Annotated in this window: 17 protein-coding genes; 2 read left to right on the top strand and 15 right to left on the bottom strand. The window is 33.3% G+C overall.

What is annotated here, in order from left to right; genetic code table 11:
• Positions 1-16 precede the first annotated feature (16 nt).
• The 13 genes from sprA to N5D90_RS10320 all read right to left on the bottom strand — a co-directional run bounded on the left by sprA (position 17) and on the right by N5D90_RS10320 (position 21,977).
• Positions 17-7,186 carry a cell surface protein SprA gene (gene sprA / locus N5D90_RS10380; RefSeq protein WP_280062400.1) on the bottom strand — a complete coding sequence of 2,390 codons (7,170 nt, stop codon included), beginning with the start codon at positions 7,184-7,186 and terminating at the stop codon, positions 17-19.
• Positions 7,186-7,767 (bottom strand): Holliday junction branch migration protein RuvA, encoded by a 582-nt coding sequence (ruvA, locus tag N5D90_RS10375; RefSeq protein WP_038335017.1) that lies wholly within the window; start codon positions 7,765-7,767, stop codon positions 7,186-7,188. Before ruvA ends, sprA begins: the two co-directional genes overlap by 1 nt.
• Before the next feature lie 78 nt (positions 7,768-7,845).
• Positions 7,846-8,799, bottom strand: coding sequence for a hypothetical protein (locus N5D90_RS10370; protein WP_038335016.1), 954 nt, complete (start codon positions 8,797-8,799; stop codon positions 7,846-7,848).
• A gap of 143 nt (positions 8,800-8,942) precedes the next feature.
• Positions 8,943-10,235 (bottom strand): serine hydrolase domain-containing protein, encoded by a 1,293-nt coding sequence (locus N5D90_RS10365; protein ID WP_236688205.1) that lies wholly within the window; start codon positions 10,233-10,235, stop codon positions 8,943-8,945.
• 111 nt (positions 10,236-10,346) lie between these two features.
• On the bottom strand, positions 10,347-11,852 hold the full coding sequence (locus N5D90_RS10360; protein ID WP_181816251.1) for a serine hydrolase domain-containing protein: 1,506 nt from the start codon (positions 11,850-11,852) through the stop codon (positions 10,347-10,349).
• Positions 11,853-11,977: 125 nt separating this feature from the next.
• Complete coding sequence (locus N5D90_RS10355) at positions 11,978-13,120, bottom strand: AraC family transcriptional regulator (RefSeq protein ID WP_280062399.1); 1,143 nt, start codon at positions 13,118-13,120, stop codon at positions 11,978-11,980.
• A 71-nt stretch (positions 13,121-13,191) separates the two neighbouring features.
• Entirely contained in the window at positions 13,192-13,908 is a 717-nt protein-coding gene (locus N5D90_RS10350) for a sulfite exporter TauE/SafE family protein (protein WP_125349890.1), read from the bottom strand.
• A complete protein-coding gene (locus N5D90_RS10345; protein WP_038335014.1) occupies positions 13,893-14,336 on the bottom strand; it encodes a FixH family protein in 444 nt (147 codons plus the stop codon). The genes N5D90_RS10350 and N5D90_RS10345 overlap by 16 nt, the downstream gene beginning before the upstream one ends.
• Before the next feature lie 4 nt (positions 14,337-14,340).
• Positions 14,341-15,822 (bottom strand): cytochrome c oxidase accessory protein CcoG, encoded by a 1,482-nt coding sequence (gene ccoG / locus N5D90_RS10340; RefSeq protein ID WP_280062398.1) that lies wholly within the window; start codon positions 15,820-15,822, stop codon positions 14,341-14,343.
• 103 nt (positions 15,823-15,925) lie between these two features.
• Complete coding sequence (locus tag N5D90_RS10335) at positions 15,926-16,873, bottom strand: cbb3-type cytochrome c oxidase N-terminal domain-containing protein (RefSeq protein WP_280062397.1); 948 nt, start codon at positions 16,871-16,873, stop codon at positions 15,926-15,928.
• Between the two features lie 196 nt (positions 16,874-17,069).
• Positions 17,070-19,337, bottom strand: coding sequence for a cytochrome-c oxidase, cbb3-type subunit II (gene ccoO / locus N5D90_RS10330; protein WP_280062396.1), 2,268 nt, complete (start codon positions 19,335-19,337; stop codon positions 17,070-17,072).
• Positions 19,337-19,501 carry a cbb3-type cytochrome oxidase assembly protein CcoS gene (gene ccoS / locus N5D90_RS10325; protein ID WP_280062395.1) on the bottom strand — a complete coding sequence of 55 codons (165 nt, stop codon included), beginning with the start codon at positions 19,499-19,501 and terminating at the stop codon, positions 19,337-19,339. The genes ccoO and ccoS overlap by 1 nt, the downstream gene beginning before the upstream one ends.
• A 79-nt stretch (positions 19,502-19,580) precedes the next feature.
• Complete coding sequence (locus N5D90_RS10320; RefSeq protein ID WP_280062394.1) at positions 19,581-21,977, bottom strand: heavy metal translocating P-type ATPase metal-binding domain-containing protein; 2,397 nt, start codon at positions 21,975-21,977, stop codon at positions 19,581-19,583.
• Positions 21,978-22,052: 75 nt separating this feature from the next.
• Here N5D90_RS10320 and N5D90_RS10315 point away from each other — a divergent pair, with 75 nt between their 5' ends.
• The gene (locus tag N5D90_RS10315) at positions 22,053-22,760 is read left to right on the top strand and encodes a Crp/Fnr family transcriptional regulator (RefSeq protein ID WP_125349884.1); all 708 of its coding nucleotides are present in this window, start codon (positions 22,053-22,055) and stop codon (positions 22,758-22,760) included.
• Positions 22,761-22,818: 58 nt separating this feature from the next.
• On the opposite strand, the gene N5D90_RS10310 is transcribed toward N5D90_RS10315, so the two are convergent.
• Positions 22,819-23,526: a DNA alkylation repair protein gene (locus N5D90_RS10310; RefSeq protein ID WP_280062393.1), complete on the bottom strand. Its 708-nt coding sequence runs from the start codon at positions 23,524-23,526 to the stop codon at positions 22,819-22,821.
• Positions 23,527-23,590: 64 nt separating this feature from the next.
• Positions 23,591-24,817: a GTPase HflX gene (gene hflX, locus N5D90_RS10305; RefSeq protein WP_038337345.1), complete on the bottom strand. Its 1,227-nt coding sequence runs from the start codon at positions 24,815-24,817 to the stop codon at positions 23,591-23,593.
• 136 nt (positions 24,818-24,953) lie between these two features.
• Here hflX and N5D90_RS10300 point away from each other — a divergent pair, with 136 nt between their 5' ends.
• A complete protein-coding gene (locus N5D90_RS10300) occupies positions 24,954-25,841 on the top strand; it encodes a T9SS type A sorting domain-containing protein (RefSeq protein WP_114997987.1) in 888 nt (295 codons plus the stop codon).
• The last annotated feature ends 353 nt before the right edge of the window (positions 25,842-26,194 follow it).

Genomic DNA, 26,194 nt, shown 5'->3' with positions numbered 1-26,194 from the left:
TTTGTTTTATTGTTTTTTAATTTCCGAATGTAAAGGTAGCACTAAATCCGGCACGAATTTGAGAAATTGGAAAAGCTGTTGAAATTTTATATTTACTCATCATCTGATCCCAATAGAATCTCAAGTTCAAATTCTTACTCACGTTATAATCTGCTGTCAACTTAAACGTCATAATTCGCTGTCCACCTGTAATTTGCGAATCTCCATAAATACTTGTTGGTACGTTTGGATTTTGTACGTCATCAAAGTTATAAATTACTTTTCGAATTGTTGTTTGATTATCTCTTAAAGAAAAATCTCCACGAATATTTAAGTCTCCTTTGATTGTTTTCTGATTTCCTTGGTAACGAATTTTCATTTTGAAATCTTTGAAGATATACCCAAATCCAACAATATATTCAGATCCATAATCTTCTGTATACGTATAATTTGTTGTACTTAATGATAACAAACGATCTCTGTTATATTGCGCACGCAATTGCATACTGTTACGGAATGTTAAATCTACTCCAATCAATGGCGAGAAAGATTCGATCATGGTAACGGCTCCATATAAATTCTGTGTATAGTAATTTCCGTTTTCATCTTTACCAGTCACTTGTCCGCCACCCATAATTCCTGTATCTAACATGAAGTTTGGATTCGACTGAATTCCTGTTGTTGTATACGTCGAATTATATGAACTCGAAATCTCAACATTATCAAAATATTTATTGATAATTGGAACAGATTTCAATCCTGTGTACGTTACGCGCCAGTTCGGAACCGGAATAGAACGATTGTATCCTAACTTAGACGAACCTGCATCTTTTCCTTGTACCGCCGCTAAAAAGGCTGGTAAAAGAACGTCAGAACTTCTTGCATTAAATCCTTCGTAATAACCCAATCCATCTTTATTTCCGCTACCTCTTTTTTGTGCTAATCGCTCAGAAATAGTTTTAGTATTTGTTAGGAATTGCTCAAAAATTGCATCTCCATCTTTGAAAGCTGTTTTGATATTTACGGTCGAAATATTAAGATTTGCTAATTCATCAATGTATGGATTTTCGACTGCTAAATTGAATCCTGAATGATAAATACGACGATCTTTTGTACGTTTTGCACTCAAATCAATTCGTAAATCAGGAATAGGCTCAATCAAAGCAGTTCCATTAAAATCAGAACCTTTTGTTATTTGATACGCATCCGTCATCAATTCATCTCCTACAATCAATCCTCTTTCAACCAATTGTCGTTTGATATCGAATTGTGTTCCATAAACGAAGCCTAAACTTGGTCCATTTTTACCATCAACACCAAAGAAACCTGGCTCGTACAATAATCCTGGAATTACGGCTCCATTTGTTTGATTAAATGTAAAATTAGCACGTTTTAGTGACGATAAAACCATCCAACCATAATCTTTTGCTGTAAATTTATGTTTGAATTTATAAGCTGATTTCTTATTTGTTCGACGTTTTTTAGCGAATAAATTTGTATAAACTGTATTCAACGAATCTATTTCTGCTCGGCGTCCTTTTAAAATAGAATCGTAACGTTTGTAACCTTTAAACTCTGGATAGAATTTCGTGAAATCTAAATCTCCCATCAAATTGATCGAATTCGAGTTTTGAGCTGTTCCATTTCCTAAATTAACAGGTCTTCCGTCTACTTCAAAATTTCTGTAAGCAGTAGAAGTTGCAACCCAGTTATAATTCGATGTAAATCCTGCTTCAACATTCATCCAATTGAGATATGGGAAGAATTTTAAAGGTAATTTATAATTCACCTGAAATTGTTGATCGTATTGAACTGGACGTCCAATTGTGAACATATTTTGCCAAATCATATCTTGATCTGCACGCTGGAAAGTTGTTCCATCATTCAACGTCATTGTCGAAGATGTTAAATCTAAACGCAACGATTTCGTCAAATCAAAACCTAAATTATATTGCCAATTGAACAAGAAATTGTTACTATATGTCGGACGAATTAAGCTCGAAGAACTTCCTCCTCCTAAATATTGACTGATATCGCGATATTGTCTTTCACTATACGTTCGCGCAATCTCTGTACGGAAAGAGAAACGTGTTGGCAAAGGATTCACATTAAATTCGCGAATAAATTGTAAATATTTTCCTGATTCCTCTTTTGGTTGAACCGCACGCCATTTTTTGAAAGGCTCGTACGATTTTCCTCTAAATCCGAAATTATAATTAATCGATGCTCTTAATTGCTGATTTACATTGTATTGCGTATAAATATCACGGTAATAATTATCTGAATACATCATTGAAACTGAGAAGTTAGAAGGATCATAGAAACGAACAGGATTGTTGTTATTTGTAGATCTAACTTTTCGAATATTGTTAAAAGCAAAACTTTTGAACTGCGTATAAGTACGAACAACTTTTTCTAATTCGGCTTTATTAGGCGCTTCATCAAAAATAATATCGTTGTCTAATGGATTATATTTTGGATCGACAAAACTTTCCTGAATTGTAAAATCGAATGGAATTTCCATTCCCCATTTCTTTGGTAAGAATTTGTCTAATTTTACTTGTGCATTCAACGCGTATTGTAATGATTCGTCCTGATTACGATTTGCAGGACCTTGATCGATAGCACCAAAACCTACAGAACTTGTACTTCCAGAAACTTGTACATTTGCAAAGTCACCTAAATTGAACTGCACATTTGCAGAAGCTGCATAACCTCCTTGGTTATCAATTTCGCTCAAACGAAGTTCGTTCACCCAAAGTAAAACCTCTTTATCAGTAGGTCCAGATGTATTACGAACCCCAATCATGATCGAAGATACATTCCCCAATGTTGGACGACCTTTTACGTAAATCGTTTTATTTGGATTCTCTTGATCGAAAGCAAAATTGAAACGTTGCAATGTATTAAAATCAATAGCATCTCTTTGTTTTTTAGCATCTGTAAACAAATCTGTATTCAAGTCGATAAAGTTTTCATCAGGCCAAACTGTGCTTTCTGTTGCGGAACTTTGTGGCGTATATTTCAACGGCATTTCATATTCGTAGTAGTTATCTGTATAATCACTACCTACACGAATAAATAATTTTGTACCATTATCAATTGCATTTGACGCTCTATCTAATAAGTTTTGAGCAGATACAAACATTTGTAATTTTTTGTATCGGCGCAAATCTAAATTTGTATTCTTAAAAATAGCTTTTGAAGTACTACCTAATTTAAACTTCGCTTTCAAAGTCATCGAAGCTTCATTCTGAGATTGAATACCTGTTGCACCTTGCGTTTGTTCACGATATACTCCAGGAGGAATCATATAACGAGGACGATCTGTACCATTTCGTTCGATACTAACCTCACCGACTTCTAAATCATCGATATTTTTATCTTCTTCAGTTCCTTCTTGATTTCCAGCAGCCATTAAAGGATAAACATTTTTGGTATAACGACGCCATTCAGAACGAACTAAATCAAACGTACCAAAACGAATTGTTGTTTCTTCTTCGAAACCACGCATCACCATACGCATAAAACGAGCAGCTGTTAATACGCTTTCTGCTTGTGCAATAGACGCATCATTGTTTAACTCTTCTACTCCATCTCCGTCAAGATCTAAATCAAAGTTATCAACAGGAATTCGAACTTGATACCATTTAACATCATGTTTCGTTTTGTCAGGAAATTCCCCTTGAACCGTTTTTCTTGCAACAATAAATTTATTGTTTGGATCTTCTAACGTTTGACGGTTAATTTTTAACGTATACTGATTATAGTTTTCTGTTTGATCTAAATTGAAATCACCATTAATATCTTCAGTATCTGGAGTTAAAGATGATGCATGTAAAGGATTATCGGTTGAATTGTTTCCTTGTGGATTTCTGAAATAACGGTAACGATCTTGAACTGTATTCCCAATTGATGCTCCTCTGAAACGATCATCTAAGAAGAATAAATAATTATCATTCGCAGGATCTAATTCTCCTGTAACCAAATTATTACTCGTTATTCCATAACGCTGCGCTTCTTCCTCATCTGTTAATCCATTGTACCCTAAATCTTGTTGTTTTCGGGCAGCTCCATCTGTATCAAAAGCATATAAAATTGGATTTAACTGAGGTGTTTTCCCCCATTTTGATTCAACAACTTGAACACCATTATTAGAATGAGGTAATCCATTTTCGTACATCATTTCTCCGTCTTTTAAGACATCTTCCGAAACATTTCCTAAATGTACCAATAACTCTCCTTCTCCACCTTTTCCATCTGCATAAGGATCCATCATCCAAAACTCGATGTATTCCACATTTGAATCTTTGAAGTTAGAAACTGAGATAGGACGCATAATTGCTCCCCAATTTTTCGTGTCTACTGCATTTGGATTAACGTTATAAGGTCCACGTTCTTGCGGATAGAATGTCATGTCTAATGTGCTGATATACGAATTTGTACCAGCCATTACATCACGTTGATCAAAAAGTTCCTTTAACTTAATGCGACGCGCCATATGCGTTGACATTTGTTGATCTGTTAAAGGTGAACTTCCTCCCATTCCATAAAAACGAGGATCAATCGTGTACCACGATAACATACGACGACCATTGTTGAATGATAAATCGTCATTTTTCATTCCATTCGGGAAGAACGGGTGATAACCAGAGGCAGAATATCCAGCAGGTTTTCCTGGTGTTGATCCAAATTTCCAAGAACCAACATCTAATAAACTAATGCGAGATTGTGCATCTTCGAAATCGTCTATATAAGAATAACCTCCCGTAACCTTGTTCATTCCTGGCATCAAATAAGCTGCTTCTGCCTGAACACTAATGTTCGACATTTGATCAGTTTTGATTCCCGGAATTTTATTTGTTAAACGAGTTAACCACTCAGCTTCTGAGTTATATTGTGTATTAAGTCCAAAAATTGTGTTGTTCACAGGTTCTGAACCAAATTGTGTTTTTTGCGTAACTGGACGTTCTTGGTAATTAATTAAAGTTCCGCCTAACATCAATTTATCACTAAATTTATGCTCGACATTAATTCCCATGAAACGTTTTTTCTGTAAATTAAATGTTGATTGATTTTCTAAAGATACATTAATTGGTGCTCCAGAATTTTTCAATTGTTCGTTGATGATTTTTACACGACCCAACTGATAATCTACCGTATAATCTACGCCTTCTGTCAACGTTGCTCCACCAGAAGTTACCTTAACAGAACCTTGTGGCACGTTGAAAGCACCCAACGGAATACCGTCTGTCACCGTTCCTTTGTATCGACCTTCTAATGTATAACGATTGGCTAATTTTTCGCCAGAAAGTGTATTTGGTAATTGACGATAAATTTGATTGAAAACGTATTCTTGATTTTGACCTTGTAATTTATTGCTCAAATATTTACCAAAAGGCTCAACTGAAGTGAAAATAATATTTCCTCTTTCTGTATCAATAGTTAATCCTGATTGAAAATCGAACAAACCATCTCCTTTACTTCCGTCAGGATTTTGTTGTAATTGTCCGTTCGAATTTAATCTATCCATATTCAGAACTTGTAATAACGATTGTTCTGAAACAGCAGAATTTGGTAAATAATTTAATGTTCCCGATGATTCTTTACCATTATCTTTGAAATTAATATTCATCAAGAAATCTTCACTCGAAACACCATAAGCATTTAACGAATAAATATTTTTCATCATCAAATCCCACATTGGCGAAGCGACATTAACAGCAGAATTTGGTTTGATTAATTTCGCAATAATTGGTTTATCTGTCTCGCTCGACATCTGTCCAACTTTGTATAATTTTGTCGGATCAGAGCTTAACGAATATTGAAACGAAACCGCTAACAAATCTTCACCATCAACCAAAGGCGTATTCAAGGAAATGTATCCTAATTTTGGATAGAAAGTGAATTCGGAAGCATCAAGTTTTCGAACATTTTCATTAACGATAAAGTTTTCTCCATCCTGAAATTGCTCTCCATTAAATTCATGAGTATTTAAGAAGCTTCTCGCATCACTAATTTTAGTGAATTTTTTATCTAAGATTTCTTCATACAACTTATTATTACCATTTTGAGGAGCTGTATCACCTTCTGCAATATCTCGCAAAGCAATGATAGCACGTCTATTCTGCTGATTTCCTCCAGATTTATCGACTTTCCAAACCTCAATATTACTAATGTTGATATTACTATTAATCGCAGGATAATTTTCTAGCGCTTTATCATAACGATCTCTAAAAAATTGGCCTAAGAAAAAGTGTCTATTGTATTCATATTTTTCGGCAGCGACTTTAAAATCTGTCATCACACCACCACCTTGAACCACGATATTTTTAGACTCCGAACGTTGTTCTGAAAAGACAGCCGATACATTTGTACGACCGAATTTAAGATCTGTTCTAACTCCAAAAAGTGATTGCGCACCTGTAATCAACGAAGTACTAAGTGGCATCGAAATATTACCAACCTCTATATTTTGTAGGATATCATCTTCTCCTCCAAATGGATCCAATTTATTCCCTAAAGCCTTTCTCCATTGAAGTTTCATTTGATTTTCGAAGCCAAAACCAGCTTGCGTATCATAATTCACTTTCATCTGAAGATTTTCTCCGACTTTCCCCAAAATACTCAATTGCATACGCTGGTTAAGATCCATTGTAAGCGTTTGACGGTTTTGCGGTAACAACATTGGATTGTCTATCTTTTGCAAGAAAACACCCAATTCTAAATTTGCATAACCTTGCGGAATCAATGAGATTTCTGATCCACCAAAAATAGTTTCGAAAGCTTTCGATTTTACTTTAAAACTTGGTAAAATACTTCCTTCCTTTTTCCCTTCCTTATCTCCAAAACGTTCTTCACGATAGTATTGATCGTTGGTTTGAGATTTTACTCGGAAATAATTTTTCATGTCTTGATTCTGAACCAAAGTCAGGTATTCTTGACGTGTCAAATAGATAGGTTCGGAAACTAAACTTGTTCCAATTTGAGGATATAAAATATACTGACGCTTTATCGCATCATATTGTACATCGTATTTTATTTGATTATCTAAAAACAATCCACCTTTTTGATCTCGGATAGGAAACTTAAGCGTATCACTTTCCTGAGCCATAACATCGCTCATAGTTCCCATTGCAAAAAGGAAACACAAAGCCGCTATAGTAGAGCCTTTACGAATAGTTTTTGGTTCGTTATGAATCTTCATTAAATTTTCTTCAAGGTTTCTTTTACTAAGAATTCCACGTCTGCATCTGGTTGATCTTGTAGGATTTTGTCCATAATTTTCTCTGCAGATTTTTTAGGAATTCCTAAAACTTCTAAAGCAGATAACGCTTCATTCTTAGATTTATTTTTAACCGAAGTAGAATTAACATCTAATATTAAACTTTGATCCAATTTATCTTTCAAATCAATAATGATTCTTTGCGCAGTTTTAGCACCAATTCCTTTTACACTTTGCAATAATTTGGCATCTTCTTGAGCGATTGCTGTTGCAATTTCTTTGGAAGAAAGTGTCGAAATAATCATCATTCCAGAAGCTGGACCAACACCGTTAACACTAATTAATTTCTGAAAAATTTCTCGTTCTAATTTTGTTGCAAATCCATAAAGTATATGCGCATCTTCTCGGACAATTAAATGTGTAAAAATTGTAACCAACTCTTCGTGTTCTAAAGTAGAATACGTATTCAATGAAATATTGACCCAATATCCGACACCATTGCAATCTATTACAGCATTTGTTGGATAAATCTCGATTAATTTACCTCTTAATTGTGTTATCATTTTGACGTTTATTTAGTTACACTACATATAGTGATAACGTCAAAAATACAATTTATTTTGTAAGGATGAAAGTTGGATTTATTGATGAGAATCTAATTTGAGTTTTAGAGATTGTAATAATCGTTTTTCGAAATCATGAATAATACTTTCTGCCCAAAAGTTTCCGTACCAATTTAATTTAGAATTTATTTGATATTCGCAAGAAAGTGTAATTTTTGTTTGCGTTGAATTTATTTTTTCTAAACGATAATTTATATTTTCAAACTTAAAATAATTTCCTTTCAACACATGTTGATCAGTTGGTTTTTGGCGAAGTTTAGACTTTGAAATATCTATTTTGAAATTTACATATTTGTTCTCTTCCAATTCAGTAACATATTCAAATAACTCCAAATCATCTGTAAATTTTCCGATACGAACCAATTGATTATTTTCTATAAATGATGTCGATTTTATTGGGCGCGGAACACCAATAAATTGATAAAATCCATCTTTATATTCATCTTGCTTTATTTCTTTGACTTCAATCAAATTAGGAAAAATATTTTCGGGTTGATTATTCACAACAATAGAACTTTCTGTAGTAAACAATTCACTTTTATCAGGAAAAACATTTTCAATTGGAAATAAAAACAACGGTAATAATAAAATTGAGTATAGTTTTTTATCATTTTCTCTTTCTGCTGTTCTGCTCCCACAAATTAATCCCGCAATTCCTGCAACTATTAAAGCTGGAAATCCCAATATTAATCCACAAACCAAATCTTCAATCCCTGTCATTAAGCTCGTTATAATATAAATTACAACTGTAATTATTGGATAAAAAAATTGTTTCAATTTTGATTTATAAATTTCTGTAGAAGAATACAAAATCGGAACTACTCCAATAACAATTGGAATTCCGAAAAGAAAAGTATAGGTTAATAGACCTCTATCAAATATACTATATGAATTATCACCTATTACCAACCGAAAAAGCAAACCATACAATGCTCCTAAAATAATTCCTATATATTCTGATTTGAACTTCATCGCGTTAATTACATTTCATTAAATTAAAAGTACAATTTATTTTGTAAGGATGAAAGTTGGATTTTAATGAAAGCCTTGTCAAGATTTAGAACGCTTGATAAGGCTTCGAGTGATTTGAATTAAATATTTTGAGAAATCAATTTTTAGTTTTTTAACGCTATAATTTTCTCAATCATTCTTTCGGCATTGCCGTTGGTTCCGCCAAGGTTGATGGCTTTGTTGTACCATTCTAAAGCCAAATCGTATTGCTTGTTAGTAAGATAAGCTTCGCCCAAACTATCGGCAACACTGGCGTTATTTGGGAACTCTTTTACAACCAGTTGAAATATTTTTATAGACTCGTTAATTTTGCCTGCTCTTAATAATTCGTAACCCAAAGTATTGAGTTCAGTTGGATTTTCAAAACTGTATTCCTTTTCGGAAGTTTTCTTTAGTTGGTAATAACTTTCAATCGCTTTGTTCACATCAGTTTGTGCTTCTTTTCTTAAAGCTTGGTAAACCGACTTTTTAGGAATTTCAAAAGATTTCCCCAGAATAATATCACGAATAATATGTCCTAAATCCCAAACTTTATTCCGATTGTTGGACGCTAAAATGATAACAACATCGTTTTTCATATCATTTAACACCAGCGATTCAAATTTGTAGGAAACACCATTGTGACGTTGCAATTCTTCTTCTCCAAAATAATCTCCAAAGGATCCACCTTGATGGTCTTTTGTGTAAGGATTATTCAATAATGTTTCAAAAGATTTTCGGGTAATCAAACGATTATGATCCATCGCATCAAGCCATTTGTACATATCATTGGTGTCCATCCAAAGCCAACCGCTGATAAACTCCATTTCTGGACAACGTTTATTATCCATATCGTAGCAAGATGTTCGATTTTTGTAGTCTGCTTTTGCATCAAACACGGAATTAGTCATTTTTAAAGGTTTGATAATGTTTTTCGTGACAAAATCTTGAAAAGTCATTCCTGTTATTTTTTCAATAATTCTTCTTTGCAAAAAAACATTGCCATTATCGTATCGGTAATCCTTTTCAGGCTCAAATAATAAGGTATCCGTTTTTTTCAAGATCTTCCAAGCCTCTTCATCGTTTTTCGGGACTATTAGCCCGTTTTCTATTCTGGGAATTCCGCTGGAATAATTAATCAAATGCCTTGTCGTTACTTTTTCGGACCATTTTGGCAAATCCAAATTGTATTTCGAAATCGGGTCGTCAAGATTGAGTTGACCACGTTCCACCAAAATCATAATCGCAACTGCATTAAATTCTTTTGCAATAGAACCAAAGTTTAAAATTGAGTTTTTCGTTAAGGGCGTTTTCTTTGTTTCGTCGCTAAAGCCAAAGGATTTTTGATAGATGATTTTTCCTTTTTTTGCAACCAAAACATTTCCATTGAACAAACCTCTTTCGTAAGATTTTGTCATTAAGGAATCGATTTTTTTGGTGACATTTTGAGCGAAAGTGAAGCTTGATAAAATCAGAAAAAGGAAAAGGAAACCGATATTTTTTGTGAAATTATGTATTTTCATAATGATCTACTTCTTCAATTCTTTTTCAATTTTTGAAATCATTTCTTTTGCGTTTTGATTGGTTGGTTCCAGCTCCAATACTTTTTGATAATCAGCTTTCGAAGCAGCGTAATCTTTTTTATCGAAATAAGCTTCCGCACGGCTATCGTACGCATTTGCCAAAGTTGGAAACTGATTAATATTCAAAGTGAAAATCTTGATAGCTTCATCAATTTTGTTATTTCTTAAAAACTCGTAGCCCAAAGTATTCAGTTCTCTTGCATCCGAAAAATTGTAATCGTTTGGATTGGTTAGCTTCAATTTTTTGTAAAGTTCAATGCCTTTATCAATGTCTTGATTGGCGACTTTTTTAATTGTTAACGAAATTGATTCTTTTATGGGTTCAAAAGGATAATTTTTCCAATGATTTTGATAGGCAATATTTGAAACAATTTCATTGATTAGCTGCATATTTCTACCGTTGGTCATCACAACCACACCGTTTCCATCTTCCAAACTTCCAATGTAATGACAAACAAATCCTTCATTTCCACCGCTGTGACCAAAGTATTTTGTACCGTTATAATCTTGAACAAATACGCCTAAATTGTTATCAAGTCTTTTTATTGACATTTCTTTTGAAAGAATCTTATTGGATTTTCCTTGTAAAGACAGTTGAGTTTCGATGATGTATTTCGCCAAATCTGTCGGATTGGTCCACAAACCTGCCGCAGCTTGTTCGGGATAGATATGGTATTTACCAACAACTTCTACCTTTCCATTGTAACCCGTCGCTAAAAGATTTTGCTTGTCGGATGATGGTGGTTGATTGAACGAACTTTGCGTCATTCCCAAAGGTTGCAATACATTTTTCAGCATATAATCTGCATACTTTTCGCCAGTTACATCTTCAACAATTAATTGAGAAACAGTCGTGCCACCGCCTGAATATTGAAACTTGAGACCAGGCTCAAAAATCGAACGAACGGTATTAGAATTTGCAGGTTTAGCGCCATCCAAAATTTGAGTAATCGTCGGTAAAGCTTGTCCTTTTTCATAACCGCCAAAACCGCTGACAGAAAGTCCAGCTGTATGACTTAACAATTGAGCGATGTTGATTTTTTTCCCTTTTGAAATTGAATCGTATGGAAATTTCCAAGTTTTCAAAAAAGTGTTAATATCCTGATCCAGATTTAATTTTTTGGCTTCGACTAACCTTAGAACTCCCAAACTGTTAAACGATTTACTAATTGACGCTGCCTGAAAAAGTGTATTCGTGCTTGCTGGTCTTTTCTCCGTGACATCTGCAAAACCGTAAGCTTTTGTCCATTCAATTTTGTAATTTTTAACGACAGCAATACTTACGGCATTGACTTCGTAAAAATCCATTCGCTCTTTTAAGGTCGTTTTTTTAGTTTTAGTCTTGTCCCAAGCATTTAAATTATTCTCTAAAGATTTGATTTTTTCATTGACATTTTGAGCATAAGTGAAGCTTGAAAAAATCAGAAAAAGGAAAAGGATTGCATTTTTCATAAGTGAAACCATTTGATTGTGATTCATATTCAATATTAATTATTTTTCTGCAAAACTGCGTCAAAATGCTTTAATACACGACCGACTAAAAAAAGTCGAACTCATTTTTTGGAAAGTACTACCAATTATTTCGCATTTTTCCTAAAATCGGTCGGCGTTGTACCTGTGTATTTTTTGAATGAAGTACTAAACGATGATTTGGAATTGAAGCCTACTTCATAAAGAATTTCTAAAATTGTCAAGTCTTTTTTGGATGGGTCTCTTAAAATTTCTTTGGCTTTCTCGATTCGATATTCATTAATAAAATCAAAAAAATGTTTGTCCATGTACAGATTAATCAAAGCCGATAAATCTTTCACAGGCATTTTGACTTGCTCCGCCAGATTCTGAATCGTTAAAGATGAATCCAAATAAGGCTCATTTTTAAGCATAAAATCTTTTAAAGATTCGATTGTGGCATTTTTCTCCGCATTAATTTCGGGACTCGGTTTTTCTTCGGAAACGACTTCTTTAATCGGTTTTAAATCCGAATTCACTCCACGGAAGAAATCGGGATTGTTTAACGCCACAAATAGATACCAACAGGTACAAAACAGAAAAGCGAGTCCATCAAGGCAAACAATCCAATCCCGAAGTTCAACCTTACCCCAACCAAAAATAAATGTTACCAGCCATCTTATCAAGACGATAAAATGCAAAACGTAATAAAGCATTGTTATTTTGTAAAGGGCATCAAGTTTAGAAATGTCAGGGTTTGCGTAATTCTCAAGATACACCGTTTTAGCTTTTCTAATCACCCAAAATGAAGCAATGAAATAGACTTGAAACAGCACTTCAAAAAGAATGAGGAAAAATTGCCAAAGCGGCATATCGCCCATGTTGTTTATAAATTTTATTTTCGCGGGTTTATCCACAAAAATAATTCCCCACATTATAAATGCTGTAAACGCTAAAAACGGAATAAGGTGCAGTAAATGCTTGGCTTTTAAGCGAAAATTGGTGTAACAAACAGACAACACATAAAGGTAAAACGTTGCCGAAAACAAATAGACAAAAGTCCAACGAAAAGCTTCGAGGTTGATATGGTTGATCGGAAATCCATGTTGTAAAAACTTAATAGCGTCAACCGCATTTGTAAAAAGAAAAAACGCAAGCAAACAGTTGGATAATTTGTGCTTGGTCTTTACCGTAACCAAAAATAGGGCAAGCAAAATCACGATGAAAATCCCAATGGCGGAAACGAACTGCTGAAATGTATACTTGTCCATTTTGTTTTGAATACAAAATCAAATGTAATATTTTTTCACATCTTTAAGAAAATACATTTATTCAATAAAATCTACATACAATGCTCATCCATTCCATTTAGCTGAAGTGCTTCTTTGGCTGGCGAGATAAAAGGTATGTTTAATTCTAATCCGCGAAGGATAAATAACACACCCAAAATAAGTGTGATAATTGGTAAGATTTTTAAGATCGTTTGACGCTGTTTCACTGATAAAAAATTACCAAATAAAACGGTTGCAAACATCAAAGGCAACGTTCCAAGTCCGAAGAAAAACATGAATAGTGCACTTTTGTAAACTGATCCTAAACCAATGGCTGCTGTAAGTGAAGCATAAACCATTCCACAAGGTAAAAGTCCGTTTAATAGACCAACTATATAAAGAGAGGAAGAATCTTTCTTGATTAAGAATTTACCAAGAGAGAGTTTTACTTTTATCATCAAGGCGTTTACAGGACGAAGTTGTGTAGCACCATTTTCGTAAAATTTTGGAATCATGACCATAATAATCATCAAAACTCCAATCAAAATACTTAGATAATTTTGTAATCCAACAAATGAAAATGATTCGCCAATCAATCCTAAAATTGCACCTAAAATTGTATAAGTGGTTACACGTCCTAATTGATAAGTCAAATTACGAAGTGTAAATTTTAGTTTGTTTTGAGATTCTAATCCCAAAGATAAAGCAATAGGTCCGCACATCCCCACGCAATGCAGGGACGATGTAAGACCTATGGATAATGCTATGATAACTATTGTGAAATCCATCGAATGGACTTTTTAATCAAATAAGTTTGATTATTTTCTTTCCAGCTTAAAGTTAATTCGTATTCTCCGTCAATTAACTTAACAGATGGTACTAAAAAATTCTTTTTATCAGATAATTTAATCGGCATTTTGACATCTTTTGTTTCGTCATCATTACGCATCAAAAAAATATCTCCTTTAAAATCGGCAGCAGTAGTCGCTGGAAATTGAAATAAAAATCCATTTGCTTGTACAATAACTTCTGGTTTTTCTGCCAAAGCATTTGCACGTTTTTCAGCATTTATTTCATCCTGAAAATGAATTTCTTTTTCGTAATAATCCTCGGTTACCATTCCGCCTGTATCTCCTGCAAAATATAACAACGATAGAATGAATATCATAAAACATCCCAAAGCAATTGCTACATAATGTCCCCAATTTAACTTCATATGATTAATATTTGAATGGAGCTGAGAAGCTCGTTTCGTATTTATCGATTACTTTTCCTTTTTGATTGACTAATCCAATCACGACTTTTTCTTTGTACGATTTTACTTCATCCATTGGAATTTTCAAGAAGAATTTTCCTTGGATGATTTGACCTTTTTCCATGTTCAATTTATTCTCGCCTTCGTACATTTCTACTTTTGAGTTTTTGTGAGATAGCAATTGAACAGTTACAATTTGGTCTGCATTTGTTTTATTGTACAATGTATACTCGAATTGATTAACGTAGTATTTGCCTTCTACCTTGTAATCTGTCCCAGGAACTTTAAGGTATTTAGATTCTACATCAGAACGAGAGAACAAGAAAGCTGTCATTGCTCCAATTAATAATAATAAAGCAAATGTATAAGCAGCTAATCGTTTTGTGAATTTGAATTTTTCGCCACGTTTGATATCATCTTCCGAAGCATAACGAATCAATCCTGTTGGTAAACCAACTTTTTCCATTACTTCGTCACACGCATCAATACAAGCTGTACAGTTAACACATTCTAATTGGATTCCGTTACGAATATCAATTCCAGTAGGACAAACAACAACACATTGACCACAGTCAATACAATCTCCTTTTCCTTCTGCTTTACGATCTTCGTTCTTTTTAAATTTTGCTCGACCAGCTGTTCCTTCACCACGTTTGAAATCGTATGTTACATTGATTGTATGCGAATCAATTAATACACCTTGGAAACGTCCGTAAGGACAAACCAATGTACACGCTTGTTCGCGAAACCATGCGAATACGAAATAAAACATTGCTGAGAAGAAAACTAATCCAACCAATGTTCCAATATTTTCTGCTGGTCCTTCTTTTATCACATCATACAACGCATCAGCTCCAATAATGTAAGCTAAGAATACATTGGCGATGATAAATGAAATGATCGCGAAGATGGTCCATTTTAATAATTTTTTACGAATTTTTTCTTCGTCCCAATCTTGCTTATCTAATCTAATTTGTTTTGCTCTATCTCCTTCTATGGCGTATTCTATTTTTCGGAAAACCATTTCCAAGAAAATTGTTTGCGGACATACCCATCCACAGAACAAACGACCATAAGCCATGGTGAATAATACGATGAAAATAATTGTCGTAATCATTCCTAAAGCTAAAAGGAAGAAATCGGATGTAAAGAACGGAAATCCGAATAAGATGAATTGGCTGTGCAAAACATCAAATTTGAACAATGGATTTCCATTAGGTAATTTAAAGAAAGGTGTTAAGATTAATATTGCTAACAATACATAACTTACATACGTCCTATAGTTTGTAAACTTACCTTTTGGTTTTTTAGGATAAACCCATTTACGTTCTCCGGTTCGCTCCATGGTTCCAATGGAACTACGAACATCTTCGTTCATTTGGCTGTTATCATCCAAATAATCGTCTAAATTAAATTCATCTTTTGGGTCAGAATTTTGAACACTCATTTTAGTGAATTTTAAATATATACAAATTTACGACTAAAAAAGAAAAGAGAGCTTATAAATAAGCTCTCTTTCAATATGATATTTGTTGTAATTATTTAATCAATTACTTTTGTTTCCATGCTTCCATTAAGTCACCTTGAGGAGCAGCTGCACCTTCTGCAACTGTTTTCGTAGGTTCTTTTTGGTTGATGTAATAAACATAAGAAGCTACTTTCTCAATTGCTAATCCAGATAACTCTTTACGTTGACCAAATGCACGCATTTGAGGATTGTGAGGAGATCCATTGTAAACAATGTGATAGATATTTTTGAACAAACTATCTTCTACATGATTCACCCAGTAATCATCCGTTAAGTTTGGTCCAATACCTCCTTTACCACCTTCCATGTGACATTGTGTACAGTTTTGCTCAAAGATTTTTTTACCTTGTTCTACGATTGCAGGATCGTTAGACTTGTTTACAGCTCCTGTGATATCAATATCATTTGCAACTGCCCAAATACTATCTTGCGCATCTTTGTAAACCATTTCTTCTTCGTATTCTTTGTCCATGTGAGCAAAGTCTGTGAAGCTATATGCCATTACGTAAACTACCATAAATACTACACCAAAGTAGAATAATGATAACCACCATTGTGGTAAAGCGTTGTCTAACTCTTTGATTCCGTCAAAACCGTGATCTAAGATAATAGATTCTTCTTCTTCGTCTGATTGTTTTTTAGCAGCTGAACTAAATAAGCGTTTGAAATAACCTATTTTTCCTTCTTCTAAATACTGTGCTTGTTCTACTTCTGATAATCTTTTGAATCTTTCTGCTTCGATTACTTTGTTCAAAGCATTAATAATTAAAAGCATTACCGTTGCAATTGCTAATACTGCCCAGAAAATTCCTTGTGCGAACACATGTTTTAAATGTTCAAGTAAATTGTTTACCATTCCTTGAAAACCTGGTTCTGGCACCACATCTACTGGCGTAACCATTGTAAACGCTAAGATTATAGCTAATAGCGTTAATGGGATAAATATATAGGCCGGGGTACGTTGTCTCATTTTGTATTATTTTTTTCGTTCTCTTCTGGTTCTAAATCTAAAGCTGCAGACTCGTTATCTTTATAAAAATCTTTTGGTTTTTTCATAACCTTAACAAATACTGTTATAAAGATTGCCATAAATCCTATTAGGATAAATATCTGCAACAAAGATGCATACTCATACTGAGAAAGGAATTCTTTATAATATTTTAACATTAGTTACTCGCTGTCTCTACTTGTTCAGCACTGATATCTGTTCCTAAACGTTGTAAATACGCAATTAATGCAGTAATCTCACGGTCTCTTAACGGAACAAACTCTTTTCCTTCAGCTTTAGCTTCAGCTTCTTTTTTAGCATATAAGTCTTTCAAATCATTAGCATCTTTAAAGATACTTGTTTCGATCGCTAATGCTTGTTTGTTCATAGAAACTTGCATACTATCAAAATCTTCTTGTTCATAAGGAACTCCTAATGCAACCATAGATTTCATTTTATCACGCGTTAACTCACGGTCTAATTTATTTTCAATTAACCATGGGTAACGAGGCATGATAGATCCGTCTGATGTAGAACGTGGATTCCACATGTGTTTGTAATGCCAAGCGTCTGGATTTTTACCTCCTTCACGGTGCAAGTCTGGACCTGTTCTTTTTGATCCCCATAAGAATGGATAATCGTAAACAAATTCTCCTGCTTTAGAGTATTCTCCATAACGTTTTACCTCGTCTCTAAACGGACGAATCATCTGAGTGTGACAAGCGTTACAACCTTCTCTAATATATAAATCACGTCCTTCTAACTCTAAAGGTGTATATGGTTTTACACTTGAAATTGTAGGTACGTTAGATTTTACTACAATTGTAGGTACAATCTCTACTAAACCACCAACAGCTAAAGTTAATACAGCAGCAATTGTTAAAACCATAGGAGTTCTTTCCATCCAAGAGTGTACTCCTTCTCCTTGTGTACGTGAAGCTGTTTTTGGTGCTAATGCAGGAGCTTCTGCTTCTTCATTCGCAATAAAGCTTCCTGATTTTACAGTTTTCCAAACATTAATAACCATTAAAATTGATCCAATCAAATATAATGTTCCTCCAAATGCACGTAATGGATATAACCATTGTTTAAGAATTGTAACTGTTTGTAAGAAGTTACCATATTCTAATGTTCCGTCAGCTGCGAATTGTTTCCACATTAAACCTTGTGTCCAACCTGCAACATACATAGGAATTACCCAGAATAAGATACCGAAAGTACCAATCCAGAAGTGTGTATTAGCCATCTTAACAGATGCTAATTTAGTTCCAAATAACTTTGGTACTAAGTAATAGATCATACCAAAAGCGATAAATCCATTCCATCCTAAAGTACCTACGTGTACATGAGCAGGAACCCAGTCTGTAAAGTGACCAATTTTATTTAAAGTTTTTGTTGCTAATAACGGTCCTTCGAAGGTAGCCATACCATAACAAGTTAAAGCAACTACGAAGAATTTCAAGATTGGATTTTCTCTTACTTTATCCCAAGCTCCACGTAACGTCAATAACCCATTTAACATACCTCCCCATGATGGAGCAATTAGCATAATTGAGAAACCTGTTCCTAATGCTTGTGCCCAACCAGGTAATGCTGTATAAATCAAGTGGTGAGGTCCAGCCCAGATATAAATGAAAATCAATGACCAGAAGTGAACAATAGATAACTTGTATGAGAATACAGGTCTATTTGCTGCTTTTGGTACAAAGTAATACATTAATCCTAAAATAGGAGTTGTTAAGAAGAATGCTACGGCATTGTGTCCGTACCACCATTGTACTAACGCGTCTTGAACTCCAGAATATAATGAGTAAGACTTTGGAGCTGTTAAGTTAAAAGTCACTGGAATTTCTAAGTTATTAAATACATGTAGCATTGTAATAGCTGCCCAAGTTCCGATGTAGAACCAAATAGCTACGTACAAGTGACGTACACGACGTTTAGCAATTGTTAAGAACATTTGTACTCCGAACAACACCCAAACTAGCGCGATTAAAATATCAATTGGCCATTCGTGCTCAGCATACTCTTTAGAAGTGTTGTATCCTAAGATAAATGTAACAAATGATAATACAATAAATAATTGCCATCCCCAGAAAACGATCCAGCTTAAAACGTCGCTGTACATTCTGGTTTTCAACAATCTTTGCATTGAATAATAAGCTCCAGTAAAGAAAGAGTTCCCAACAAAGGCGAATACCGCAAATGTTGTGTGTATCATTCTTAATCTACCAAAACCAAGTGTTCCTTGCGAGTTGATTAAACCTTGAATATTCCCTCCAATTGTACCATCATCCGATCCGAAGATGTATTCTGGTAACGTAGGAAAAAACAACAAAGTTGCAACCAATACTCCAAAGAAAAATGCCATAACTGCCCAAAACAATGTGGCATAAAGAAAATACTTTACGATCTTATTGTCGTAACTAAAAGTCTGCATTTGCATTATGAGTCGATTTTATCTTGTGTTTTTTTATCATCTTTTAACATTCTCACTGCTGGAGATTCATCTTCGTCAAACTGTCCCTTTTTATATCCCATAAAGAATAATAGAAGGAAAACTGCCCCCAAAGAGACACTAACCAATATCATTAATAATAATATCCCCATAGCTCCACAAAATTACAAAGCCCAAAGTTCTTATCACAATGATTTTGGTCAGAGCAGTATGTATATACGTAATTTAAAATCAGTCTAAATTCCATTTCGTTATTTTATCTGCAATTCGTGTGCTTGCCGTAGCAAAAATTAACACTGAAATAGAACTTATTGGCATTAAAATCGCTGCTACGACTGGTTGTAAATATCCAGAAACGGCAAAACTAAGCCCAACTATATTGTATAAGAAACTAATAAAAAATGCAATTTTTACAAATTTCATTGCTGTCTTTGCTAATTTCAAAAAGTTTGGAATAGCCGAAAAACTTCTCGCATCCAAAATTCCGTCACATGAAGGTGAAAAACTGTTAATATCTTCAGAGATTGAAATCCCTACTGTACTTTGTTTCAAAGCTCCAGCATCATTTAATCCATCTCCAAGCATCATCACTTTTTTTCCATCCTCTTCCAATTGCTTGATGTATTCTAATTTATCCGTTGGTGATTGATTAAAAATCAATTTTGCATTTGATGGAAAAATCGTTTCTAAATATTCTTTTTCAGAATCATTATCCCCTGACAAAACATGCAATTGATATGCATCCAACTCTTTCAATATACCATCCAATCCTTTTCGGTATCGATTTGTATAGACAAATTTACCAAAAACTTCTCCATCAATTGATATAAAAACTTGAGATTGATTTAATCTATTTTCATTAAAAATTGCATTGGTAAAACTTCTCGACCCAACTTTTAATTGATGCCCATCTACTTCTGCTTGTTGACCTTTCCCAACTATTTCTTCGTAATTAGAAATCGGCAAATGATCGTCAACATTTAGTTTTTTATACAACGTACGACTAAGCGGGTGATTTGAATTTCTGATTAATGCTTTTACCAATTGCTTTTGATACTCAGAAAGTTCTTTCCCCTCGTATTGCACTTGCGCTTCATCACTTTCCGTAATTGTACCCGTTTTATCAAAAACTACATCTGTAATTTTCTCCATTCTCTCGACTGTTGATGTATTTTTTACATAGAATTTCTTATTCCCGAAAATACGCATCATGTGTCCCAAAATAAACGGAGACGACAAACCAAGCGCACAAGGACAAGCGATAATTAAGATTGATGTAACAACTTCTAATATTTTTGAAGAATCGTGGAAATACCAATAAACAGCAGAAATTGCTGTAATAATAAGGATGATTAATGTGAAATAATGACTGATTTTATTCGTCAAGGCATTCAACTCAGATTCTTCTTTCTGGAACGCATCATTGTTCCACAACTGGGTTAAATAACTTTGATTAACATCCGAAATAATTTCCAACTCAATTGCATGACCAGATTGTTTTCCACCAGCAAATATTTTATCTCCAGCTTTTTTCTGAATCAAGCGAGATTCTCCCGTTACAAACGAGTTATCAATCATCGCTTCACCTTTCATCAAAATGGCATCGGCTGGAATAATTTCTTCATTTCTAATTAAAATTCGATCACCTTTTTTCAAGTCAGCCAACAAAATTGGTTGTTCATAACCATTTTCTAATTTCGCAACTGCAATTGGATAAAACGATTTGTAATCTCGATCAAATGCCAATGCTTGCATTGTTTGTTGCTGAAACCATTTACCTGTCAACATCAAAAATAAAAGCATCGCTAATGTATCAAAGTAACCTGGCGAAATATCAAAAATGATATCATAAGTCGATTTGAACATAATTACGATAATTCCTAACGCAATTGGCACATCGATATTGATATATTTATTTTTCAGACCTTGCCAAGCCGAAACAAAATAATCGGTAGATGAATAAAAGAAAACAGGCAACGACAACGCGAACATCGTCCAACGAAAATATCCTTTGTTTTGATCTAACCATTGTTCTTTTACATTACCAAAAACTTCGACATATTCTGGAAACGATAAAAGCATAATATTCCCAAAACAGAATCCTGCAATTACCAATTTGCTCACCAAAGAACGATCGACTTTGCTTTTTTTCTTTTTGTCTAATGTTTTTAGATTAATCGAAGGTTTGTAGCCTAAATTTGTAATAAATCTTGCCAAATCACCCAATTTCAAATCCGCATCTCGATACGTAATCTGAACAGTTTTTTGCGTAAAATTGACATTAGAAGATATAATATTTGGATTAATTGTATCCAAACTTTCTAACAACCAAACACACGAAGTACAATGCATTACAGGCACATAAAAGGACACAACAGTAACGCCATCATCTGAAAAATCGACAACTTTATCAAAGATTTCTTTTGTGTTTAAGAAATCAAATTGATGATTACTTTTTCCATCAGGACGCAAACCTGCATTACGATTAAGGTCGTAATAATCTTTTAAATTATTTACGTTTAAAATCTCGTAAACCGTTTTACAACCCTGACAACAAAAATCCTTTTCATCGAACTGAATAACCTCTTCTTCAATTCGTTGACCACAGTGAAAACAATTCTCTTCCATACTATTTTACAAAATTACTTTCCTTTTATCAGAATTAACGTTAACTTTGTATGAATTAAGTCATAACAACAAGATATGTCAGAGTTTAATGAGAATGTAGTATCGATTAAAGCGATGTTTGATAACCCAGAGTCTTTCGGGGTTTTTAGTAAGGAAGAATTATTGGAGTTTGAGCAAGAAAAGAAAATCATCAACCTAAAAAAAGGAGACGAAATTATCCAGGAAGGTCACACACCAAAAGGTATATATTGCGTCATGAAAGGAACTGCTAAGTTGTTCAAAATTGGTTTTAATGGAAAAGAGCAAATTCTACGTTTTATCAACGAAGGTGACATTATCGGTTATCGCTCAATTTTAAGTCAAGAAGTTTTTGGTGCATCTGCAACTGCAATGACCCCTGTTGAAATATATTATATTCCAGAAAAATTCTTCTTAAAATTATTAGAAGTTAATCCAAAATTAGCTTTCAATATTTTACAAAGAATTGCAAAAGATTTGGGAGAATATGCAAGAACAATTACTTATTTAGCACAAAAAACAGTTCGCGAACGTTTGGCTGAAGTTTTAATTTTATTAGAAGGAAAATTAGGAACAGACAAAGACGGATTTATCAACATTTCGTTGACACGCGAAGAAATGGCAAATTTGATTGGAACAGCAACAGAATCTGCAATTCGTTTGATTTCTGAATTCAAAACTGATGAATTAATCGAAGTTGAAGGACGAAAAATCAAAGTTTTAGATCATCAAAAATTGACAAAATTAGGTCATGTTATTTTGTAAGAATTTATTCTTTATATAAAATAAAAAGTCGCTCTGTGAGCGACTTTTTTTATGCAAACTATTTCAATTTCATATAATAATCTTTGAGAATTGGATCAATTTTTTCGAGCGCATATCTCAACGTCGTTCTTGGCATTTGTAATGTATATTCATCTAAAAACTCAATCAACTTTTCTTCGTCCATTTTTCCCATTTCACGCAACATCCAACCATTTGCTTTGTGCATTAAATCGTGTGAATGATTAAGATTTTTCAACACAATTTCTGGAACAATTGAAAATGATTTTTGTTTGATAAAATACATCGTTGATACAATTGCAATTCGTTTTTCCCACAAATCCTCAGAATTCGCTAATTCAAAAAGCAATTCCTCTCGCTTTTGATGAAAACAATAATGTCCCAAAATTTTATAACAACTTGTGTCAACCAAATCCCAATTGTTGATTTGAGAAGTTTGAGCAAGATAAAAATCGATAATTTCTTTTCTTACAAGTTCGTCTTTTGATTTTTCGTACTTCGAAACCAACATCAACAAAGCAGTTAATCTATATTCGTGAATATTAGAATTCAATAAATTTTTGATGTCATTTAATGAAACTTGTTGATAAAATTCTTTCGCAATCAAACGCTGATTAGGAACAGAAATCCCAAGAAAAATATCTCCTTCGCCATATTCTCCTTTTCCAGTTTTGAAAAAACGCATCATAATTTTCGCTTTTTCTTCGTCCGATAAATCTTGTAAAGTTGATTTTAATTGCTCTATCATATTTTATCAATTAAGATGTTGAAGTTAACAAAAAAAGAGTCCAAAAACTGAACTCTTTCTATCTTTATTCTTCCGTATCATTTTCTTCTTCTTCATCATAATACTGAAAAAGAAAGTTATTATAAGGAAAACGTTTCATATGAATTTCTTTCACTTCTTCATAAACTGTTTTGCGCAAATCTTCTAAATTATCTTTTTCCGTTGCCGAAATAAACAATGTCGGATAATCCGTTTTCGCCATCCACGTACGTTTCCAATCTTCTAACGAATAATTTTCAAATTTCTTTTCAGACAAATCATCTTCATCTTGTTTGACATAAGAAAAATTATCAATTTTATTAAAAACCATAATCGTTGGTTTCTCTTTCGATTCAATTTCAGCTAAAATTTGATTCACCGAATTCACATGATCCTCAAAACTCGCATGCGAAATATCCACAACATGCACCAATAAATCCGCTTCGCGAACCTCATCTAATGTAGATTTGAACGATTCCACTAATTGTGTAGGCAACTTACGAATAAACCCAACCGTATCCGTTAATAAGAAAGGTAAATTACCTATCACCACTTTACGAACCGTTGTATCTAATGTTGCAAATAATTTATTTTCGGCAAAAACTTCAGATTTCGATAAAACATTCATCAACGTTGATTTCCCAACATTTGTGTACCCAACCAACGCAACGCGCACCAATGCACCACGATTTTTACGCTGAGTTGCCATTTGCTTATCGATTCCTTTCAGTTTCTCTTTCAATAATGTAATTCGATCACGAATAATACGTCTATCCGTTTCAATTTCAGTTTCACCAGGACCACGCATACCAATTCCTCCACGCTGACGCTCTAAGTGCGTCCACATTCGTGTTAATCGCGGTAATAAATATTGATATTGTGCCAATTCTACTTGCGTACGTGCATATGAAGTTTGCGCTCGTTGAGCAAAAATATCTAAAATCAATTGTGTACGGTCGATGATTTTTTTGTTGACAACTTTCTCAATATTTTTCAACTGAGAAGGCGTTAATTCATCATCAAAAATAACTGTATCAATATCATATTCCTCGACAAAAGCTGTGATTTCATCTAATTTCCCGCTTCCTACAAAGAATTTAGAATCAGGTTTGTCCATTCTTTGCGTAAAACGTTCTCCAACTGTCGCTCCAGCTGTATAAGCTAAGAACTCCAATTCGTCCATATATTCCGTCAGTTTCTCTTCGGATTGTTCACGTGTAATCAATCCAACTAAAACTACTTTTTCGTATTGTGCTTCTTGTTTTTCTAACATATATTACTGCAAAAATAAAAGAAAGTTTTGGATGTCAGACTACTTCGTCTAAAATCTTAACGATAATTTTCACATTCTATTAAAATTAAATCAGATAAAATTTTCATCTTTGTCGATTCACTAAACAATATACTTTATGAAGAAAAATTTACTATTTGGAGTTTTAACTTTATTATCATTGAGTGTTAATGCTCAAAATCAAAAAATATCTTTTGAAGAATCAGAAGGTTTCACAATAGGAAATCTTAATAACCAAAAAAATTGGTTTAATTGGGGATATGTATCAGATAACAACTCTAAAGTCATTAACACATTTGCAAGCGATGGTAAAAATTCAGCACAAGTTATAAATAATGAAATTGAAGAAGGTAATTGGGGAGGAATTGCTTATCCTGTAACTAAGTATCGTAAATATTCTATTTCTGCAGATGTATATTTAGACAACACTGACAATTCTAATTACGAAATGTTAGCATTATACAATGAAAATAATGATTATGATCTAGTTGGTGGTTTACTTTTTTATTACGACGGAGAAGTCGCCTACGAAGACATTGAAACCAGCTTGGTCTTGGGAACATGGACTCCTAAAAAATGGTACAATGTAAAAGCCGAAGTCGATTTAAAAACGAAAAAAGTTATTTATTTCTTAGACAATGTAAAAGTAAAAGAAACAAATATTTCTAATTTGAACAATGAAATTACTGAAGTAGATTTTAGTTTTGATAATTATGGCTCTGGATTTATAGTTGATAATGTTAAAATTGTAGATTTAGAGAATTTAGGTACAAATGAAAATAACAAAACAGAAATTTCTATTTATCCTAATCCTGTAAACGATTATCTTAATATAAATTCTGATAAAAAAATCAGTGCAATAAGTATTACAGATTTAACTGGGAAATCTCTTTTTGAAGGTACAAATTTGAATAAAATAGATGTTAATCATTTACCTAAAGGATTATATTTAATCAAAATAAAAACTGATAATTCTGAATCAATTCAAAAATTCATAAAAAAATAATCATTTTTAAAGCGAAATATAAAATATATATTTCGCTTTTATTTTGAATAAAACTTATTCATTCATCAAAAAAATAGAATAATTTACTCTTTTATATCTACTTAAGAACTCTTTTCTCTAATTTTAAAAAAAACTATTGTCAATTAAAATTTCCTTTCTACATTTGCTTCAACAAAAAAATTAAAATGTACACAAATCAATTACATCATCATCACCATCATACTTGCACTCAAGCGAGCAGATAGTGGTATGTAATGATTTTATCACAATATCTAAGTCCCGTTTGAGTAAATCGAACGGGATTTTTTTTTACTTCAAGATTTAATCATCGATTTACTCAAACTTAAAAATAT

Origin of the sequence: Empedobacter sp. GD03797 (assembly GCF_029842105.1) — a bacterium.
Classification (GTDB): domain Bacteria; phylum Bacteroidota; class Bacteroidia; order Flavobacteriales; family Weeksellaceae; genus Empedobacter; species Empedobacter falsenii_C.
The sequence above is the reverse complement of the archived record's forward strand: the minus strand, read 5'-3'. Positions and strand labels throughout refer to the sequence as shown.

Coding starts and splice junctions, on each gene's coding strand:
- N5D90_RS10335 (WP_280062397.1), bottom strand. CDS start 16,873: ATGAGACAACGTACCCCGGCCTATATATTTATCCCATTAACGCTATTA.
- ccoG (WP_280062398.1), bottom strand. CDS start 15,822: ATGAGTGTTCAAAATTCTGACCCAAAAGATGAATTTAATTTAGACGAT.
- N5D90_RS10350 (WP_125349890.1), bottom strand. CDS start 13,908: ATGGATTTCACAATAGTTATCATAGCATTATCCATAGGTCTTACATCG.
- hflX (WP_038337345.1), bottom strand. CDS start 24,817: ATGTTAGAAAAACAAGAAGCACAATACGAAAAAGTAGTTTTAGTTGGA.
- N5D90_RS10310 (WP_280062393.1), bottom strand. CDS start 23,526: ATGATAGAGCAATTAAAATCAACTTTACAAGATTTATCGGACGAAGAA.
- N5D90_RS10300 (WP_114997987.1), top strand. CDS start 24,954: ATGAAGAAAAATTTACTATTTGGAGTTTTAACTTTATTATCATTGAGT.
- N5D90_RS10320 (WP_280062394.1), bottom strand. CDS start 21,977: ATGGAAGAGAATTGTTTTCACTGTGGTCAACGAATTGAAGAAGAGGTT.
- N5D90_RS10360 (WP_181816251.1), bottom strand. CDS start 11,852: ATGAAAAATGCAATCCTTTTCCTTTTTCTGATTTTTTCAAGCTTCACT.
- N5D90_RS10315 (WP_125349884.1), top strand. CDS start 22,053: ATGTCAGAGTTTAATGAGAATGTAGTATCGATTAAAGCGATGTTTGAT.
- N5D90_RS10345 (WP_038335014.1), bottom strand. CDS start 14,336: ATGAAGTTAAATTGGGGACATTATGTAGCAATTGCTTTGGGATGTTTT.
- sprA (WP_280062400.1), bottom strand. CDS start 7,186: ATGAAGATTCATAACGAACCAAAAACTATTCGTAAAGGCTCTACTATA.
- N5D90_RS10370 (WP_038335016.1), bottom strand. CDS start 8,799: ATGAAGTTCAAATCAGAATATATAGGAATTATTTTAGGAGCATTGTAT.
- N5D90_RS10365 (WP_236688205.1), bottom strand. CDS start 10,235: ATGACAAAATCTTACGAAAGAGGTTTGTTCAATGGAAATGTTTTGGTT.
- ccoO (WP_280062396.1), bottom strand. CDS start 19,337: ATGCAAATGCAGACTTTTAGTTACGACAATAAGATCGTAAAGTATTTT.
- N5D90_RS10355 (WP_280062399.1), bottom strand. CDS start 13,120: ATGGACAAGTATACATTTCAGCAGTTCGTTTCCGCCATTGGGATTTTC.
- ruvA (WP_038335017.1), bottom strand. CDS start 7,767: ATGATAACACAATTAAGAGGTAAATTAATCGAGATTTATCCAACAAAT.
- ccoS (WP_280062395.1), bottom strand. CDS start 19,501: ATGGGGATATTATTATTAATGATATTGGTTAGTGTCTCTTTGGGGGCA.